General features: G+C 71.8%; 17 protein-coding genes and 2 pseudogenes. 9 read left to right on the forward strand and 10 right to left on the reverse strand.

Features of this window, described 5'->3' with window-relative positions:
* Window position 1 precedes the first annotated feature (1 nt).
* From OG446_RS10510 to OG446_RS10540, 7 genes are all read right to left on the reverse strand, one after another.
* Window positions 2–775 (reverse strand): EI24 domain-containing protein, encoded by a 774-nt coding sequence (locus OG446_RS10510; RefSeq protein ID WP_328893773.1) that lies wholly within the window; start codon window positions 773–775, stop codon window positions 2–4.
* Window positions 776–818: 43 nt separating this feature from the next.
* Window positions 819–2,336 (reverse strand): arabinosylfuranosidase ArfA, encoded by a 1,518-nt coding sequence (gene arfA, locus OG446_RS10515; RefSeq protein ID WP_328893774.1) that lies wholly within the window; start codon window positions 2,334–2,336, stop codon window positions 819–821.
* A gap of 41 nt (window positions 2,337–2,377) precedes the next feature.
* A complete protein-coding gene (locus OG446_RS10520) occupies window positions 2,378–3,247 on the reverse strand; it encodes a carbohydrate ABC transporter permease (protein WP_328893775.1) in 870 nt (289 codons plus the stop codon).
* Window positions 3,244–4,185: a carbohydrate ABC transporter permease gene (locus OG446_RS10525; protein ID WP_328893776.1), complete on the reverse strand. Its 942-nt coding sequence runs from the start codon at window positions 4,183–4,185 to the stop codon at window positions 3,244–3,246. The genes OG446_RS10520 and OG446_RS10525 overlap by 4 nt, the downstream gene beginning before the upstream one ends.
* Window positions 4,182–5,540 (reverse strand): extracellular solute-binding protein, encoded by a 1,359-nt coding sequence (locus OG446_RS10530; protein ID WP_328893777.1) that lies wholly within the window; start codon window positions 5,538–5,540, stop codon window positions 4,182–4,184. Before OG446_RS10530 ends, OG446_RS10525 begins: the two co-directional genes overlap by 4 nt.
* Window positions 5,541–5,748: 208 nt before the next feature.
* Complete coding sequence (locus OG446_RS10535) at window positions 5,749–6,177, reverse strand: organic hydroperoxide resistance protein (RefSeq protein WP_328893778.1); 429 nt, start codon at window positions 6,175–6,177, stop codon at window positions 5,749–5,751.
* A gap of 90 nt (window positions 6,178–6,267) precedes the next feature.
* Window positions 6,268–7,287: an NADP-dependent oxidoreductase gene (locus OG446_RS10540; protein WP_328893779.1), complete on the reverse strand. Its 1,020-nt coding sequence runs from the start codon at window positions 7,285–7,287 to the stop codon at window positions 6,268–6,270.
* A 151-nt stretch (window positions 7,288–7,438) separates the two neighbouring features.
* Here OG446_RS10540 and OG446_RS10545 point away from each other — a divergent pair, with 151 nt between their 5' ends.
* A complete protein-coding gene (locus OG446_RS10545; protein WP_328893780.1) occupies window positions 7,439–7,882 on the forward strand; it encodes a MarR family winged helix-turn-helix transcriptional regulator in 444 nt (147 codons plus the stop codon).
* 115 nt (window positions 7,883–7,997) lie between these two features.
* Window positions 7,998–8,342 carry a hypothetical protein gene (locus OG446_RS10550; RefSeq protein ID WP_328893781.1) on the forward strand — a complete coding sequence of 115 codons (345 nt, stop codon included), beginning with the start codon at window positions 7,998–8,000 and terminating at the stop codon, window positions 8,340–8,342.
* A 44-nt stretch (window positions 8,343–8,386) separates the two neighbouring features.
* Here the strand turns inward: OG446_RS10550 and OG446_RS37160 are convergent.
* Window positions 8,387–8,737, reverse strand: a pseudogene (locus OG446_RS37160) (SCO2400 family protein); the annotation flags it as partial.
* Window positions 8,738–8,814: 77 nt separating this feature from the next.
* Between OG446_RS37160 and OG446_RS10555 the strand changes: the two are divergent.
* The 3 genes from OG446_RS10555 (at window position 8,815) to OG446_RS10565 (ending at window position 12,171) form a co-directional block, all read left to right on the forward strand.
* Window positions 8,815–9,393, forward strand: coding sequence for a hypothetical protein (locus tag OG446_RS10555; RefSeq protein ID WP_328893782.1), 579 nt, complete (start codon window positions 8,815–8,817; stop codon window positions 9,391–9,393).
* Between the two features lie 138 nt (window positions 9,394–9,531).
* A complete protein-coding gene (locus OG446_RS10560) occupies window positions 9,532–10,569 on the forward strand; it encodes a rod shape-determining protein (protein ID WP_328893783.1) in 1,038 nt (345 codons plus the stop codon).
* An 18-nt stretch (window positions 10,570–10,587) separates the two neighbouring features.
* Window positions 10,588–12,171, forward strand: coding sequence for a GAF domain-containing sensor histidine kinase (locus tag OG446_RS10565; protein ID WP_328893784.1), 1,584 nt, complete (start codon window positions 10,588–10,590; stop codon window positions 12,169–12,171).
* Here OG446_RS10565 and OG446_RS10570 read toward each other — a convergent pair.
* Window positions 12,149–12,580: an Lrp/AsnC family transcriptional regulator gene (locus OG446_RS10570; RefSeq protein ID WP_328893785.1), complete on the reverse strand. Its 432-nt coding sequence runs from the start codon at window positions 12,578–12,580 to the stop codon at window positions 12,149–12,151. The genes OG446_RS10565 and OG446_RS10570 overlap by 23 nt on opposite strands.
* 133 nt (window positions 12,581–12,713) lie before the next feature.
* On the opposite strand from OG446_RS10570, the gene OG446_RS10575 reads away from it, so the two are divergent.
* The 4 genes from OG446_RS10575 to OG446_RS10590 all read left to right on the forward strand — a co-directional run bounded on the left by OG446_RS10575 (window position 12,714) and on the right by OG446_RS10590 (window position 17,678).
* On the forward strand, window positions 12,714–13,928 hold the full coding sequence (locus OG446_RS10575; RefSeq protein ID WP_328893786.1) for an MFS transporter: 1,215 nt from the start codon (window positions 12,714–12,716) through the stop codon (window positions 13,926–13,928).
* Between the two features lie 72 nt (window positions 13,929–14,000).
* Window positions 14,001–15,458 (forward strand): acyl-CoA synthetase, encoded by a 1,458-nt coding sequence (locus tag OG446_RS10580; RefSeq protein WP_328893787.1) that lies wholly within the window; start codon window positions 14,001–14,003, stop codon window positions 15,456–15,458.
* Entirely contained in the window at window positions 15,451–16,800 is a 1,350-nt protein-coding gene (locus OG446_RS10585) for a carboxyl transferase domain-containing protein (RefSeq protein WP_328893788.1), read from the forward strand. The genes OG446_RS10580 and OG446_RS10585 overlap by 8 nt, the downstream gene beginning before the upstream one ends.
* A gap of 80 nt (window positions 16,801–16,880) precedes the next feature.
* Window positions 16,881–17,678, forward strand: coding sequence for a VOC family protein (locus OG446_RS10590; RefSeq protein ID WP_328893789.1), 798 nt, complete (start codon window positions 16,881–16,883; stop codon window positions 17,676–17,678).
* 80 nt (window positions 17,679–17,758) lie between these two features.
* Here the strand turns inward: OG446_RS10590 and OG446_RS10595 are convergent.
* Window positions 17,759–17,960: pseudogene (locus OG446_RS10595) on the reverse strand (MFS transporter); the annotation flags it as partial.
* Between the last annotated feature and the right edge of the window lie 83 nt (window positions 17,961–18,043).

Here is an 18,043-nt window from a genome sequence, read left to right on the forward strand (position 1 = left end):
CTCAGGGGCGCGGGGGCGGCGGCTCCGTCCCCACGCTCTCCTCCCCCACCAGGTCGCGCGCCAGCAGCGTCGCCCCCGCGACGGCCCCCGGCATCAGGAACACGGCGACGAACGGGACCAGGAACGCGAGCCCGAGCGGGACGCCGAAGCCGAGGATCAGCAGCCGGCGGCCGCGCAGCAGGACGAGCCGGTCCTTCAGCACCATGCCGCGGCGCTGGAGCGCGACGGCGGTGAGTTCCTCGGCGAGGAAGTACCCCGTGACACAGAACCCAAGGATCGGGACGACGGTCTGCCCCGCGACCGGAACGAATCCGAGGGCGAAGAGCAGGACGGCGTACAGCGCGACGCGCACCAGGATGCGCACGCTGTCACGGGCGGAGATCCACAGCTCCTGCCACAGCGGCAGCCCGGACTCAGGGGCCTTGCCTCCCTCGGCGCGGTCCACCTCCTCGGAGAGCGACTCGTAGAAGGGCTGCCCGACAAGCAGGGTCACCGCCGTGAACGTGATGACGGCGAGGAAGAGGCCGAAGGCGAAGACCAGCACGGTCAGGGTGTTGCGGAGCAGGCCGAGCCAGGGCGAGGACCAGTCGTCGGCGAACGGGGTCGCCCAGTCCGCCAGGTCGTCGGCCCCGTAGCCGAGGCCGACGAGGGCGCCCGCGTACAGCACGAGGGTGATCAGGCCGGGCAGCAGCCCGAGGCCGAACCATCTGCCGTGCCAGACGACCCAGCGCTGTCCCTTGATCAGATGGCCGAGGCCCGCCCCGAGATCACGCATGGCGTCAGCGTAACGGGACCGGGGGCGGGCCCCTGTGCGGAGGTCAGACGAGGCGGATCATGTTCCAGGACATCGGCTCCAGCGTGGCCCGCAGCACTCCCCCGTCGAGCACCGTGCCCTCGGCCGCGTGCGGGGCGACCCGGCCGGGTTCGGTGAGGGTGTTGCGGGCGTCCGGGTCCGCGTCGGCGAGGACCTGGTGCTCGGCGATGCCCGTCAGGTCGAGGCCGTGCAGGGCGACTTCGAGCGGGAGAGCCGTGTCCTGGCCGCGGTTGACCGCGAAGACGGTGACCGCGCCGGTCTCCGGGTCGCGGACGGCGGTGGCGTGCAGCAGGTCCGTCTCGCCGTACCTGGCGGTGCCGTACGTGGGCGAGTCCACCCGTACGTCCAGGACCTGGCCCCGGCCGTGCCGTGCGGCCTGGGCGAACGGGAAGAAGGTGGTCTGCCGCCAGGCGGGTCCGCCGGGTTCGGTCATGATCGGGGCGATCACGTTGACCAGCTGGGCCAGGCAGGCCACGGTGACCCGGTCGGCGTGGCGCAGGAGGGCGATGAGCAGGGTGCCGAGGACGACGGCGTCGGTGACGGAGTAGTTGTCCTCCAGCAGGCGGGGCGCCTCGGGCCAGTCGAGGGGGTTGGCCTCGGCCTCCTGCTGGCTGCGGGCCATGTACCAGACGTTCCACTCGTCGAAGGAGAGGTTGATCTTCTTCGTGGACTTCAGCCGCGCCCCGACGTGGTCGCAGGTGGCGACGACGTCCTCGATGAAGGACTCCATGTCGACGGCGGAGGCCAGGAACGAGTCGCGGTCGCCTTCGAGTTCCTCGTAGTAGGCGTGCAGCGAGACGTAGTCCACGAGGTCGTACGTCTCGGCGAGGACGGTCGCCTCCCAGGCGGCGAACGTGGACATGGACCGGCCCGAGGACCCACAGGCGACGAGTTCGACGGACGGGTCGATCTGCCGCATCGCGCGGGCCGTCTCGGCGGCGATCCGGCCGTACTCCTCGGCTGTCTTGTGGCCGGTCTGCCAGGGGCCGTCCATCTCGTTGCCCAGGCACCACAGCTTGATGCCGAAGGGGTCCTTGTCGCCGTGGGAGATGCGGCGTTCGGAGAGTTCGGTGCCGGCCGGGTGGTTGGCGTACTCCTGGAGCTCGATGGCTTCCTGGACGCCGCGGGTGCCGAGGTTCACGGCCATCATGGGCTCGGCCTGCGGGCCGATCTTCTTGCAGAAGGCGATGAACTCGGAGAGCCCGAAGCGGTTCGTCTCGGTGGAGCGCCAGGCGAGGTCGAGGCGGCGGGGGCGCTCGTCGGCGGGGCCGACGCTGTCCTCCCAGCGGTAGCCGGAGACGAAGTTGCCGCCGGGATAGCGGATGGCAGTGACGCCGAGTTCGCGGATCAGGTCCAGGACGTCGGTCCGCAGGCCGGCTTCGTCGGCCGAGGGGTGGCCGGGTTCGTATATGCCGTCGTAGACGCAGCGGCCGAGGTGTTCCACGAACGAGCCGAAGAGGCGGGGGTCGACATCGCCGACGGTGAAGGCCGGGTCGAGGGTGAAGCGGGCGGTGCGGGTCATGGCTTCCTTCGGGGTGGTGTCGGTACGTGTCTCGGTACGGGTCACTGGCCTGCGAGGCCGGTGTGGGCGACGCCGCTGACGATCTGGCGCTGGAAGAAGACGAAGACGATGATCAGCGGCAGCCCCGCCATCAGCCCTCCGGCCATGAGCTGGGCCCACTGGATACCGTAGGAGTTCATGACGGTCGCGATGCCGTTCGGCATGGTCATCAGGTCGGGATTGTTGGTCACCATGTACGGCCACAGGAAGTTGTTCCAGGACGCGATGAAGGTGAAGATGCCGACCGCGGACAGGGAGGGGCGGGACAGCGGCACGATGATCGTGAAGAACACCCGCCAGCGGCCGGCGCCGTCGATGTACGCGGCCTCCTCCAGCTCCTTCGGGATGCTCTGGAAGAACTTGTAGAGGATGTAGACCATCGCGGCGGGCGCGCACTGCGGCAGGATCATGCCCCAGTAGGTGTCGACCATGCCCATCTGCTGGACGGTGGTGAACAGGGGGACGCCGAGGACGGCGGGCGAGACCATCAGGCCCGCCATCACCACGCCCATCAGGACGGCCTTGCCCTTGAACTCGGTGCGGGCGAAGCCGTATCCGGCGAGCGCGCTCACGAGCAGTACGACGGCTGTGACGCAGACCGAGACGACGAGCGAGTTCACGAACCAGTTGGTGATGTTGCCGGTCTCGAAGAGGGCCTTCCACGCCTGGCCCGTCCAGTCCTCCGGCAGCCAGTGCGTCGGCACCTCTACGGCCTCGGTCTCCGACTTGAGGGAGGTGAACAGGGCCCAGGCGAGCGGTGCCAGGAAGACGGCGGAGACGGCGACGCCGATGAGGGTGAGCACGATCTGACTCGGGGTCCAGGGCGTACGGGCACGGGGCTTGATAGGTGTCTGCGCGGCGTCGGTGGTCATCGGCCGCCCTCCTCACGGTTGCGCAGCAGCCACATCCGCGCGAGGGCGACGGCCGCGATGATCACGAAGAAGATGATGGAGATGGCGGAGGCGTAGCCCACGCGGTAGCTGGTGAAGCCCTGTTCGAGCGTGTACTGCACGAAGGTGCGGGTCGATCCCTCCGGCCCCGGGCCGAAGTCCTGCATCACGACGGCCTGGTCGAAGACCTGGAGCGAGGCGAGGATCTGCAAGGCGATCACGAGGCCCGTGATGTTGCGCAGCAGGGGAAGGGTGATGTGGACCATGCGGTGCCAGGCGTTCGCGCCGTCCAGCTTCGCGGCCTCGTAGAGGTGCGCGGGGATGCCCTGGAGCGCGGCGAGGTAGAGCAGGAAGCTGAAGCCGACCGTCCACCACAGGGTGGTGAGGACGACGGCGAGCATCGCGTACGACTTGTCGGTGAGCCACGGCGTATCGAGGCCGAAGACGTAATTCACCATGCCCGTACCGGGGTTGAACAGCCACTGCCACAGATTGCCCGCGACGGTCGACGGCAGCAGGAACGGGATGAAGAAGCACAGCCGCCACAGCCACTGGGCACGCCGGATGTGGTGGGCGAGCATCGCGAGGAGGAAGGCGAGGACCGTGATGCAGGGCACGACGAGCAGCGTGAAGTAGGCGCTGTGGCCGAGCGCGTCCCACATCAGCTGGTCGTGCAGGGCCTCGCGGTAGTTGTCGAGGCCGATGAAGGCCGCGCCGTCGCCGGAGATGTTGGCGTCCGTGAAGCTGAGGTAGATGCCGCGCAGCAGCGGCCAGATCACGAAGAGGGCGAACAGGACGAGGAACGGGGCGACGAACCAGCCCCCGTGCTGGAGGCCCTGCTTGCGGCGGGCCGTGGCGGTGTCGGCGGCGGCCCTCGCGCGGGCGGGTGCGAGGACGGTCTGCGGGGTGGTCGTCGTCATGCTGCCGCACCTGCCTGCGCTGCGGTCCGGCCGTCCATGGGGTTCTTCATGGCGAGGAGCTCGGCGAGTGTGCTCCTCATGCGGCGGGCAGCGGCCTCCGGCTTGGCGGAGCCCAGCATCGAGGACGCGGCGATCGGCCCGACGCGCTGGGCGAGGATGCCGGTGGAGCCCGCGAACCAGACCTTCGGCTCGGTGGCCTGGTGGTCCATCGCGCCGGCGTACTCGTTCTGCGGTTCGAGCCGCTGGTACGCGGCCGTGGACAGCGTCGGCGTGTAGGCGGGGATGTGCCCGCCGGCGGCCCACTGCTGTGCGTGCTTGACGACGTAGGCGGCGAGTTCGTGGGCGGCCTCGTTGGCGTCGCCGCCGCGGCCGGACTGGTGCGGCAGGACGAAGGAGTGCGATTCGGCGTGGGTGGCCTGCTTGCCGAAGACGGGCGGCAGCGGGGACGCGCCGTACTCGACCTTCGCCCCGGAGAACACCGGCACCGACCAGTTGCCCTCCCAGCAGAACGGGGAGCCGTTGAGGAACTGTTCGGCCCCGGCGCCGCCGGCGAAGTCCGGGTTGGAGTAGCCGTCGGTGATGTGCCGGCGCATGAACTCCAGGACCTGGGTGGCCTTGTCGGTGTCGAAGGTGACGTCGGAGTTGGCGGCGTCGAACCAGGTGCCGCCGAGCTGGGTGTAGAAGGCGACGAAGAACCACCACTGGAAGTTCTGGTCGTTGGCCCACAGGCCGATGGTCTGCAGCCCCTTCTTCGTGGCCTTCTTCGCCTCCTTGAGCACGTCGAACCACTCGTCGGCGGACGTGACCGGCACGATCCGCCCGTCGTCGCCGAGCAGTCCGGCCTTGCCCAGGACGTCCTTGCGGTAGAAGCAGAGCTGGACGTGGATGTCGAGCGGGAGGGCGTACAGCTTGCCGTCGATGACGGCGCGCTTCCACAACGCGGGGTTGAAGTCGGCTTCCTTCACGCCGTACTTGGCGAGCAGGCCGATGTCCCAGGGGTCCAGCAGGCGGCCGGGCGAGAACCCGGTGACGCGGCCCAGGTGCATGACGCCGAGGTCGGGTGCGCGGTTGCCCGCCGCCGCCATGGCGAGCTTGGTGTAGAAGGGGCTGCCCCACTGGAGGGTGGAGTCCTTCACGTCGATGTCGGGGTGCTCCTCACGGAACGCGTCCAGCATGGCGATCATGTTGTAGCCGTCGCCGCCGCTGAAGAGGTTCCAGTATCGGACGCGGGTGGCCGCGCTCGACGCGAGGGCGTCCGCACCGCTTCCCAGCGCTGCGAAACCGAAGCTGCCAGCGACGGCCGCGCCGCCCAGCCCCGTGATCAGTTGCCTGCGATTCAGGCCAGGTCGTCCCATGCCCGCCCTCACTGTTCGACATATCGAATGCTGCCCGTAACTTCGAACGGACCGTAAAATCGAAGCGCTTGCGCGTCAATGGGTCGCGCAAGAATTCCGAACAATGTTCGGAATGTCGAACATGCATGACCGGACGGGACGGTGAAACGGCCGAGGGCCGCACTCCCACGGAGTGCGGCCCTCGGCTGCGTACGGGCGGTGCGGACGGTCAGGCGACCGAGAGCGCCACCTTGATGTTGCCGCGCGTGGCGTTCGAGTACGGGCAGACCTGGTGGGCCTTCTCGATGAGCGCCTGCGCGGTCGCCGTGTCGACGTTCGGGACGGTCGCGGTGATCGCGACCTCCAGACCGAAGCCACCGGCCTCGGTCTTGCCGATGGAGACCGCGGCGGTGACCGTGGATCCGGAGATGTCCGCCTTCTCCTGGCGCGCCACGACGCCCAGCGCGCCCTGGAAGCAGGCACTGTAACCGGCGGCGAAGAGCTGCTCCGGGTTGGTGCCGGCGCCGCTGCCGCCCATCTCCTTCGGCGGGTTGACGACTACGTCCAGCTTTCCGTCGTCCGAGGCGACCCGGCCGTCACGGCCGTTCTCGGCGGTGGCGACGGCGGTGTATGCGACGGCTATGTCCTGAATGGTCATGCTTGAGGATTCCTCCTGCTGATGCGCCGCGACTCGCGCCCACGATCGCGACGGCCTGGGACGAGCCTAGCGGGTGCCCCGACGGGCGGTTCAGCCGAGGGAGACGACCATCTTCCCGGTGTTCTCACCGCGGAGCAGGCCGAGGAACGCCTCGAAGCCGTTCTCGATGCCCTCGACGACCGTCTCGTTGTACTTCAGCTCACCCGAGGCCAGCCAGCCGGCCACCTCCTGGACGAACTGCCCCTGGAGATCGGCGTGATCGCCGACGAGCATGCCCTGCAGGCGCAGCCGCTTGCCGATGACCAGGGCGAGGTTGCGCGGGCCGGGGGTCGGCTCGGTCGCGTTGTACTGGGCGATCATGCCGCAGATCGTCGCGCGGCCGTGCACGTTGAACGAGGAGATCGCGGCTTCGAGGTGCTCGCCGCCGACGTTGTCGAAGTAGACGTCGATGCCGTCGGGGGCGGCCTCGCGCAGCTGCTGCGCCACGGGGCCGTTCTTGTAGTTGAAGGCGGCGTCGAAGCCGTACTCCTCGACGAGCAGCTTGACCTTCTCGTCGGAGCCCGCGGAGCCGATGACGCGCGAGGCGCCCTTGAGCCTGGCCATCTGGCCGACCTGGCTGCCGACGGCACCGGCGGCTCCGGACACGAAGACCGCGTCGCCCTCCTTGAAGGAGGCCACGTCGAACAGGCCCGCGTAGGCGGTGAGTCCGGTCATGCCCAGCACGCCGAGGTAGGCGGAGAGCGGGGCGAGCGAGGCGTCGACCTTCACCGCGTGCTTGGCGGGGACGTCGGCGTACTCTCGCCAGCCGAGGCCGTGCAGCACGTGGTCACCGACCGCGAAGCCCTCGGCGTTGGACGCGACGACCTCGCCGACCGCGCCACCCTCCATGGGGTGGTCGAGCTTGAACGGCGGGGTGTACGACTTCACGTCGTTCATACGGCCGCGCATGTACGGATCGACCGAGAAGTGCAGGTTGCGGACGAGGACCCGGCCCTCGGCGGGAGCACTGACCGGAGCCTCACGCAGCGCGAAGTCCTCTGCCTTCGGCCAGCCGTGCGGACGGGCTACGAGGTGCCATTCACGGCCGGACGTGGGAAGAGCTGCAGACATGGGCTCGGATCTCCTCTATGCCTAGGGGGTGCGGGAAGGGTGGTGCGGAAGCCGTTCGAACGGATCGTCCTGAGCGAAAAAGCTTCACCACATGAAACAACCATGCGCCTGGATATTTCACCTTGTCAAGTAACCGGCTATCCTGAGCCCCATGGCCACCACTCGTACGGACCCACTGACCCTCGAAGTCGTCGAGCTGATCGGCGCGGTCGTGGCGCGCTATTACGAGGAGTACGAGCAGGCCGCGGCCGCCCACAGCCTCACCGGTGCCCAGGCCCGGGTCCTCGGCCTGCTCTCCCTGGACCCGCTGCCGATGCGCCGGATCGCCCAGAAGCTGAAGTGCGAGCCGTCCAACGTGACCGGCATAGTCGACCGCCTGGAGGCGCGCGGCCTGGTGGAGCGGCGGCCCGACCCGGCCGACCGCCGGGTGAAGCTGGCCGCCCCCACGGAGAAGGGGGCACGCACGGCCCGCGAGCTCCGCGCATCCCTCGACTTCGCCCGCGAGCCCCTGGCCGGTCTCTCCGATACGGACCGCTCGGTGCTGCGGGACCTGCTGCGCCGGATGCTGGGAATGGACCCGGCCGGTCTGTCCTGACGGTGGTCTGTCCTGACGATCGGCCGGTCCTGACAGTCGGCCGGTCCTGAAGGCGCCGGCTCCTCAGCAGAACCAGGGGAACCAGCAGTCGTCGTCCGAAGGGGTCGGCGACGGTGTGGGTGTCGGCGTGGGGGTGGGCCTCGGCAGGGTCGCGGACGGCGACGGAGCATCACCCGTACCGCCCGGCTCCGACGGGCCGCCGGTGGTGGGCGACACGGCCGGCGACGGCGGCACGGAGGAGACCGGAGCCGGGGCCGACGGCGCGGAGGTGGCTCCACCCGGACGCGCCTCGTCCGTGGCCCGGGAGGACCGGGTGGCGCCCGGGGAGCGGGTCACGGTGGCCGGGACGGCCGACGGACTGCCCGAGGGACTCCTCACCGGCCCGGGCGGTTCGGCCGTGTCGCTCACCGTCGGCTCCGGGGCGGGAGCGGTGGTGGCGGACGTCGATTCGCGTACGTAGTCCGAGGCGCCGTCGCCACCGTCCGGTTCGGTCGCGAGCTCCGCCAGGCTCAGCGCACCGCCCGCGAGGACCACGCCGAGCAGCGCCAGCAGCACCGTACGGCCCCGGCGGCTGCGGCCGCGGCGGCCCCGGCGCGGCCGCTCGGCGGGTGTCGTACGCCGACGGCCCGGACCGCCTCCGCCGTGCGTCCCGCCCCTCGGCGTCCGGGCAGCATCGCGCTCCCGGCGGCGATGTCCCCCGGACAGGGGCGGCGCGGCCTGTTCGTCCCGCGCTTCCGGTTCGTGGCCGGGGAGCGGGGACGCGGCGTAGGGGCCCAGTGCTTCAGCAGGAGTTCCGCATCCGGCACAGGCCAGGGCGCCGTTCAGATGCCGCTGACAGGGGTGGCAGTAGTCCATGGCGCCCGCAGGTTAGATGCCCGCCGGACAACGGAGAAAGCCGCTCAGGTGAGGATCCTGTGTGGAACCGTTGGTTCATGACCGCTGCCACCCCTTTCGGCCCCCGTGAGTTCCAGCTCGTCCTGCTGCGCCGGATGGCCGACCACCAGCCCGGCCTCGTCGAGGACGCCCGGCACGAGCTGAGTGCCACCCTCGCCGAGATGCGTGAGGCCAACCGCCGCTGGCAGGCCATGACGCGGGCGCCGCGCGGACGGGGGGCGCTGCGCCGCTACCGGTCCGTGCTCGGGGAGCCCGAGTCGTCCGTGCGCCGCACGGTCGGCGATCTGGAGTGCGACGCGCTGTTCTGGCCGGTCCCGCTCTGGCCCGACCTGCGGTTCGAGGTGATGGTGGCGCCGGGCGGCGCGGTGTGGAACGAGTGGCTGGTCCGGGCGCCAGGCGCGACCGCCCCCGAGCTCGGACCGGCCGGGGAACTGCGTCCCTGGTCGTGCACCGTGAACGAGGTGGCCCGGGCCTTCCCGCCGGCCCGTCCGATGGAGGGCAGCGCGCCGACCCGCTGGGCACTCGCGATCACGGACGCGGCCACCGCCACCCCGTACGTCGCCGAGTTCACCTGGGGGCTGTTCCAGCGGCTGCTCCCCGGTCCGCCGGGCGCCTGAGGCCCGCGCCGACGAGGCGTCAGCTCCGTACCCCCTACGGCGTATCCCAGCGGGCGCCACACCCCCGAACGGCGCACGATGCGAAGAGAACCGGCTGCCCGTCGGTCCCCGCCATCAGCGCTCTCGGGAGAACCTGCCGTGACCGTCAGCCTTGAGCAGTTGCGCCGTTGCCATGTCGCCGTCGACCTCGGGGCCGCCCGGACCCGGGTGTACATCAAGGGGCTCGGGCTCGTCGTGGACGAGCCCAGCGTCGCCGCCGTCAATACCCGTACGGGCTCGCTCATCGCCGTCGGCGCGCTCGCCGAACAGATGACGGGCCGCACCCCCGACTACATCCGGGTGGTCCGCCCCGTCTCCGGCGGGACCGTCGTCGACATCGAGATGGCCCAGCGCATGCTGCGCCATCTGCTCGGCGAGAAGCTCCGCCGCCAGCTTCGCCGCAAGCCGCGCCTGCGCGCCGCCGCCTGCATCCCGCACGAGAGCGATCCGCTGGCCCAGCGCGCCGCCGTCGAGACCCTGGTCGGACTCGGGGCACGCCGCGTCGAGCTCGTCGACACCCTGATCGCGGCGGCCGTCGGCTGCGGACTGCCGGTCGAACAGCCGACCGCCACCATGATCATGGTGTGCGGGGCCGCGACCACCCAGATCGCGGTGCTCTCGCTCGGCTCGATCGTGACCGCCGTACGCATCCCGATCGGCGGCGACGCCATCGACCACGCGGTGATCCAGCATCTGCGCCAGCACCACGAGCTGGTGCTGCCCAGCCAGTCCGTGCGCCCGCTCCAACTGGCCCTCAGCGGTGCCGGACTGACCTCGCGCGGGCCCTCCGTGACCGAGATCCACGGGCGGGACGTGGCAACCGGTCTTGCTCGCTCCGTCCAGGTCGACACCGCGGCCGTCCGGCAGGCGATCCACACCCCGCTGACCGCGGTCCTCGACGGGCTCGGCAAGATCCTGCGGGACTGCCCGCCCGACCTCGTCGCCGACCTCGCCGACTGCGGGATCATGATGGTCGGCGGCAGCGCGCTGCTGCCCGGTCTCGACCAGATGCTGCGCGACGCCACGGGCATGCCGGTGCACATCGCGGAGCGGCCCGACGTCTGCTCCGTCCTCGGGCTCGGCGCCATGCTGGACGGGAAGATCAGCCCCATGGTCCTCGACCCGCTCGCCGGCTGAGTACCGCGGGCACGGCGGATGACCGACGAGCCGAGCGAACAGGCGCCCAGCCGCGGAGTCCCCCGGTCGCCGCGGCTGCCGATCCTGCTGGAGGCGGTGCTGCGCGTCGGCACCGACCTCGAACTGCGGTCCACCCTGCAGCAGATCATCGACACCGCGACCGCGCTCACCGAGGCCCGCTACGGCGCGCTCGGGGTCCTGGACGCCGGGACCGGCACGATCAGCGAGCTGTTCGTCACCGGACTGAGCGAGAGCGAGCAGGCGGCCATCGGCGACCTCCCCGACGGGCACACGGGCCTGCTCGGCGCGCTCATCGAACAGGCGGAGCCGCTGCGTCGCGACGACCTGACCGACGACCCGCGCTCCTGCGGTGTGCCGCCCGGCCACCCCGTGATGCACTCGTTCCTCGGCGCCCCGATCCGCGTCCACCGCAAGGTGTTCGGGAACATCTACCTCGCGGAGAAGGAGACCGGGCACTTCACCGACACCGACATGACGCTGCTCCGCGTCCTCGCCGCGCAGGCCGGCATCGCGATCGGCAACGCCCGGCTGTACGAGAGCGCCCGGCAGCGCGAGCGCTGGATCGAGGGCGCGGCCGCGGTCACCAACAGACTGCTGACCGGCGAGAACGCCTCCGACGCCCTGATGACCGTGGCCGAACGGGCCAGGATCCTCAGCGACGCGTCGGCGGGGGTGATCCTCCAGCCCAACGAGGAGGGCGGGATGGAGATCGTCGTCGCGTCCACCCTGGAGGACCCGGCCGGTCTGGTGGGCACGGCGATCGCCCCCGGCTCCCCCGTCCTCGTCCAGCTGCTGGGCGGCGAGGCCGTCTTCGTCGACGACTCGGCGACCGACCCGCGGATGACCACCCCGGTGCGCTCCCGCTTCGGCCCGAGCATGATGCTGCCCCTGCAGAGCGGCGGGCGGCTCATCGGCACCCTCGCCCTGCCCCGGCGGCGCGGCGCCCGCCCCTACACCGACGTGGACCGGCTGCTGGCGTCCCAGTTCGCCTCGCAGGCCGCGCTCGCCCTGGTCCTGGCGGACTCCCAGCACGACCGCGAACAGCTCGCGGTGTACGAGGACCGTGACCGGATCGCCCGTGACCTGCACGATCTCGTCGTCCAACGGCTGTTCGCCACCGAGATGATGCTGGAGTCGACCCGCCGCCGGGCCGGTGCCGCGGACACGGACGCACTGCTCGGCCGGGCCGTCGACGAGCTGGACTCCACGATCCAGGAGGTGCGGACCGCCATCTTCGCCCTCCAGCAGCCGCCGGCCGAGGCGCCCACCACCTTCCGCGGCCGGGTGCTGCGGGAGACCAGTGGCGCCGCCGCGGTGCTCGGCTTCCAGCCCTCGGTGCATTTCGCCGGTGCGGTGGACGCGCTGGTGCGGGATCCCGTGGACGGGCAGCTGCTCGCCGCGCTGCGCGGTGCGCTCGCGGCCGCGCACCGGCGGGCCGGGGTCTCGGCGATCGAGGTGGAGGTGGACGCGACGGCCGTGCTGCCCGACGGCAGGTCCGGGGTCCGGCTGGCGGTCGCCGACGACGGGCGCGAACCGGACGGCTCGCGCGCGCCGACCGTCATCTGGCAGGCGCCGCTCTGAGCGCGATCCTGGTGCTGGAGTGGGCGACGCCCGCCTCGCGCTTGAGCCTGCGCAGCAGGCCGTCCAGCGCCGCCGTGTCGGCGGCCGTGGCCCGTACGAGGTAGTCGTGCGCGCCCGTCACATGCACCACTTCGGTGATTCCGGGCAGGGTCAGCACCGCACGCTCGAACACCTCGTTGGTGGTGTCCGAGCGCAGGGACACGTCGATGAAGACGACGAGCCCGGTACGGGTGTCGGCGGCGGGGTCGATGATCACGGTGAAGCCGCGGATGACGCCGTCCTTGCGCAGCCGGCGCACCCGGTCGGCGGCCGCGTTGGCGCTGAGCCCGACCCGTGTCCCCAGATCCCGGTACGAGATCCGCGCGTCCTCCTGGAGGACGCCGAGGATTTCTCTGTCCAGACGGTCCATGCAGCGATTGTCCCAGCTTCGGGGCGATCGCGACTGCGGAGACGGCGGTCACCCCGTGCGGGCCCGGCCGGAGGGGGTCCCGTTCGGAGTAACCCGACGGGCCCGCGGCCCGCTCGCGCCCTTGACTGACTGTGTGGATACCGCAGCCAAGCAGTCACCGGCCCCGGCCGCCGAGAAGCCCTCCGGCGCCGCCTACCGCAACCTCGTGATGGCCACGATCGGCTTCGCACTCACCTTCTGGGCCTGGAACCTGATCGCACCCATGTCCGCGGACTACAAGGACCGGCTCGGCCTGAGTTCGTTCCAGCAGTCCCTGCTGGTGGCCGTGCCGGTGCTCGTCGGCTCGCTGGGCCGCATCCCGGTGGGCGCGCTCACCGACAAGTACGGTGCGCGGCTGATGTTCCCGCTGATCTCGGCGCTCACCGTCGTGCCGGTGCTGCTGCTGATCCCGGCCAAGGACTCCTACGGCGCGATGCTGGCCGTCGGCTTTCTGCTGGGGCTGGGCGGGACGACGTTCGCGATCGGCATCCCCCTGGTCAACTCGTGGTTCCCGCCCGCCGACCGCGGCCTCGCGCTCGGTGTGTTCGGCATGGGCATGGGCGGCGTCGCCCTGTCCGGCTACTTCACCCCGCGGATCGCCAAGCACGGTGACAACCTGCCCTTCCTCGTGGTCGCCGGCGCACTCGTGGTGTACGCGGCGCTGGCGGCGGTGCTGGTCAACGACCGCCCGGGCCGCCAGGTGCCGACCGACACGCTGGCCCACCGGCTGGGTGCGGCGGGCCGGCTGCGGGTCACCTGGGAGCTGTCCGCGCTGTACGCGATCGGCTTCGGCGGCATCGTCGCGTTCGGGGTCTACCTGCCGACGTACCTGAAGACCTGGTACGAGCTCTCGCCGACCGACGCCGGCACGAAGGCGGCCGGTTTCGCCCTGGTCACGGTCATCTTCCGGCCGATCGGCGGCTGGCTCTCGGACCGGATGCACCCGGCGGTCGTCACGTCGTTCGCGCTCGGTCTCGCCGCGCTGATGGCGATCGTCCAGGCCTTCGACCCCGAGCTGGCGCCCGGCGGCACGATCGCGCTGCTCTGCATGGCGGCCGGCCTGGGCACCGCGAGCGGCAGCGTCTTCGCCCTGGTCTCGCAGGTGACGCCGCAGGCGAAGGTGGGCAGTGTCACCGGCATCGTCGGCGCGATGGGCGGCCTCGGCGGCTTCGTGCCACCACTGGTGATGGGCGCGATCTACAGCGCGAAGGACTCGTACTCGATCGGCTTCATGCTGCTGTCCGACCTGGCGCTGGCGGGCTGTGTGTACGCGTACGGGCGGATGCGGAACATCCAGCGGGACTCCTGAGCCGGAACGGAATCGCGTCAGGGTGCCGAGACGCCTGAGCGCGGACCGGGATCGCCTTAGGGTCGCAGGGTGATGCCACTTCTGCCTGCACTCCAGGACGCGGCCGCCCCTGCGGCCGCCCGCGAAGCCGTCCGGTTCGACGACCTCTCCCTGTCCTACGCACAGTTGGCCGCCGCCGCGGATTCGCTCGCGGCCCGGATCGCCGGCGCGGACCGGGTCGCGGTCTGGGCCACGCCCACCGCGCAGACCGTGGTCGCGGTGGTCGCCGCACTACGGGCGGGCGTGCCCGCCGTACCGCTGAACCCGAAGACGGGCGAACGGGAACTGGCGCACATCGTCGCCGACAGCGCGCCCTCGACCGTGCTGGCCTCGGCCGGTGACGTACTGCCGCCCGCGCTGGCCGGGCTGCGACGGCTGGACGTGTCCGTGGCGGCCCCGGCCCGCGCGGACACGGAGTTCCCCGAGCCCTCCCCCGAGTCCCCCGCCCTGGTCGTGTACACCTCCGGCACCACCGGCCCGCCCAAGGGCGCCGTCCTGCCGCGCCGGGCGATCGCCTCCTCGCTGGACGCGCTGGAGGACGCCTGGCAGTGGACCGGGGACGACGTCCTCGTCCACGCCCTGCCCCTGTTCCATGTGCACGGTCTGATCCTGGGCGTCCTCGGCCCGCTGCGCCGAGGCGGTTCCGTACGCCACCTCGGCCGGTTCTCCACCGAGGGCGTGGCCCGGGAGCTCAGCTCCGGCGGCACGATGCTGTTCGGCGTGCCGACGATGTACCACCGGCTCGCGGAAGCGCTTGCGGACCCCTCGGCGTCGGACGGCCTCACGAAGGCACTCGCGGGCGCACGGCTGCTGGTCTCCGGGTCGGCCGCGCTGCCCGTCCACGACCACGAACGGATCGCGGCCGCGACCGGCCGCCGGGTCATCGAGCGGTACGGCATGACGGAGACGCTGATGAACACGGGCGTCCGGGCGGACGGCGAACCCCGTCCCGGCACGGTCGGCGCGCCCCTGCGCGGCGTCGAGCTCCGCCTGGTGGAGGAGGACGGCACCCCGCTCGCCGACCCCGCGTCCATCGGCGAGATCCAGGTGCGCGGCCCGAACCTGTTCACCGAGTACCTGAACCGCCCCGACGCCACGGCCGCGGCCCTCACCGCCGACGGCTGGTTCCGCACCGGCGACATGGCCACGCTCGACCCGGACGGGTACGTACGGATCGTGGGCCGCAAGGCCACCGACCTGATCAAGAGCGGCGGCTACAAGATCGGCGCCGGCGAGATCGAGAACGCGCTGCTGGACCACCCGGGCGTCCGGGAGGCGGCCGTCACGGGTGAACCGGACCCGGACCTGGGCGAACGCGTCGTCGCCTGGGTGGTGCCGGCCGACCCTGCCGCCCCGCCCTCGGCCGCCGAGCTGGCGGACCATGTCGCGGCCCAGCTGTCCCCGCACAAGCGCCCGCGCACGGTCCGCTACCTGGACGCGCTGCCGCGCAACGACCTGGGGAAGATCATGAAGCGGTCCCTCCATGGCTGACCGCGCGACGGCCCGCGAGGCGATCGCCGCCCTCACCGCCGACTTCACCGAGTCCACCGCACCCGCCGGGGACACCGCGGGCGACGGACCGCTCGACTGGTCCGGGTACGCCGGGTCCCGGGCCCGGGCCACCGCCCGCACCGGCGAGCAGGAGTCCGTCGTCCACGGCACCGCCACGGTCGGCGGCCGGCCCTGCGTGCTGATCTCCTTCGAGTTCGGCTTCCTCGGCGGCTCGCTGGGACAGCGCACCGGCGACCGGCTGGAGGCGGCGTACGAGGAGGCCATGAACCGGCGGCTGCCCCTCGTCTCGCTCATCGCGACGGGCGGCAGCCGGATGCAGGAGGGCATGATCGCGCTCACCCAGCTGCACCGGGTGGCCCGCGCCTCGGCCCGGCTGCGCGCGGCCGGACCCGCGCAGCTCGCGGTCCTGCGCGACCCGACGACCGGCGGCGGCTGGGCGACCCTGGGGGCGGGCGCCGACGTGATCCTGGCGCTCCCGGGCGCCCAGGTCGGGTTCGCCGGCTCCCGGGTGCGGCCGCCGGACGCGGACCCGGGCGCCTACACCGCCGAGGGCCAGCTGGCGGCCGGCCAGACCGACGCGGTCGTCCCGCCCGGCGAGCTGCGGGCCACGGTGGGCCACTGGCTCCGGCTGCTCGCCCACCGCGACACCCCGCCCGCCCCCGCCCCGGTCCCGGAGGCGCTCTCCTCGGCCGGGCTCCCCCGGACCGGCTGGGACGCGGTGGTCCGCGCCCGGTCCGCGTCCCGGCCGCGCGCCGAGGCGTATCTGGACGCCTACTTCACCGTGCGGCTCCCGCTGAGCGGCGACCGCTGCGGGGGCACGGATCCGGGGCTGCTGTGCGGGTTCGGGCTGCACGACGGGGAGCCGGTCGCGTACGTGGCGCAGTGCGGTACCGCGACCCGTCCGGCCGGTTACCGCACCGCGGCCCGGGTGATCCGGCTGGCCGACCGGCTCGGGGTCCCGGTCCTCACCCTGGTCGACACACCGGGCGCGGCCAACGACGCGGCGGCGGAGCGGGCCGGTGCGGGCGCGGCCATCGCCGACGCCTTCGCGGCGATAGCGGCGGCACGGGTCCCCGTCACGACGCTGGTGATCGGCGAGGGCGGCTCGGGCGGGGCGCTGGCCCTCGCGGCGCCGGGCAACACCCACGTCACCGCGGACAGCTACTTCTCCGTCATCGCCCCGGAGCTCGCCGCGGCGATCCTCAAGCGCTCCCCGGACCAGGTACACGCCACGGCCGACCAGTTGCGGCTGCGCCCGCAGGACCTGGTGGACCTCGGCGTCGCCCACTCGGTCGTACGACGGGACGCGCCGGGCCGGTGAGCCGTCTCCGGCGCGCAGGAGGGGCGAAGGATGGCTAGCGTGGCAGAGGGGCCCGTTCCCATGTGAGGAGATGACCGGTCATGGCCGCAGAACCACAGGGCACACCGTGCTGGGCGGACGCGTCGTTCAGCGACCTGGAAGGCGCTAAGCGCTTCTACGGTGAGGTGCTGGGCTGGACGTACGGCGAGTCGCTGCCCGAGTACGGCAACTACACGCAGGCCTACGTGGACGGAAAGGCGGTCGCCGCCCTGTCCCCGCCCATGCCCGGCCAGGACGCGCCGCCCGCCTGGTGTCTGTACCTCGCCTCGCCGGACGCGGCGGCCACCGCCGCCAAGGTCCGCGAGAACGGCGGCACGGTCCTGGTGGAGCCGATGCAGGTCGGTGAGTTCGGGACGATGGTGCTGGCGAGCGACCCGGGCGGCGCGGCCTTCGGCGTGTGGCAGGCGGGCACCCACGAGGGCTTCGAGGCGCGGACGGTGCCGGGTGCGTACGCCTGGGCCGAGATCTTCACCCGGGAGCCGTCGAAGGCGGACGCCTTCTTCCCGGCGGTGTTCGGCTACGGGGTGAAGCGCATGGTCGACGACGCGGTCGACTTCACGCTGTACGACCTGGGCTCGGACCCCGTGCTCGGCCGGATGAAGATGACCGAGGAGTTCCCGCCCGAGGTGCCGTCGCATCTGAACGTGTACTTCACCGTCGCCGACTGCGACGCCGCGGTGGAGAAGGCGAAGTCGCTCGGGGCGGAACTCCGGTTCGGCCCGATGACCATGCCGTTCGGCCGGTTCGCCGCGCTGACCGACCCGCAGGGCGCCGCGTTCTCGCTGATCGACGGAACGACGACCGGGGGCGACATGCCCGAGATCGAGGACGTCTCCTGACCGGTCGTATACGGATCCGGCCACACGTGACAAGCTGCTGTCCGCGGACGCCCTGACCGGGCTGCCGGAGGCCGTCTCGTCGGCACGGCGGCCTGGAGCATGGTGTTGCGGAAGACCGTGGACGTGGTGTCGGCGGCGCCCGCGGGGGCGAGGGAGACCAGCCCGAGTCGGCGTTGTTGTGCCCCGGCTCACGACGGCGGACAGCACGGCGAGCCCGTGCCGTCTGATCCGCCCGACCGGCCCGTGCCGACGGCCCCAGGGGCAGCGCCCCAGCAGGCTTCCTCGGACGTCCGGCATCGGCAGCCGGCGCATGCCAGGACCTACCGCCAGAAACGGAGGGATCACCGGTCCTTCCGCAGCCATGG

The organism is Streptomyces sp. NBC_00236 (genome assembly GCF_036195045.1).
Lineage (GTDB): Bacteria > Actinomycetota > Actinomycetes > Streptomycetales > Streptomycetaceae > Streptomyces.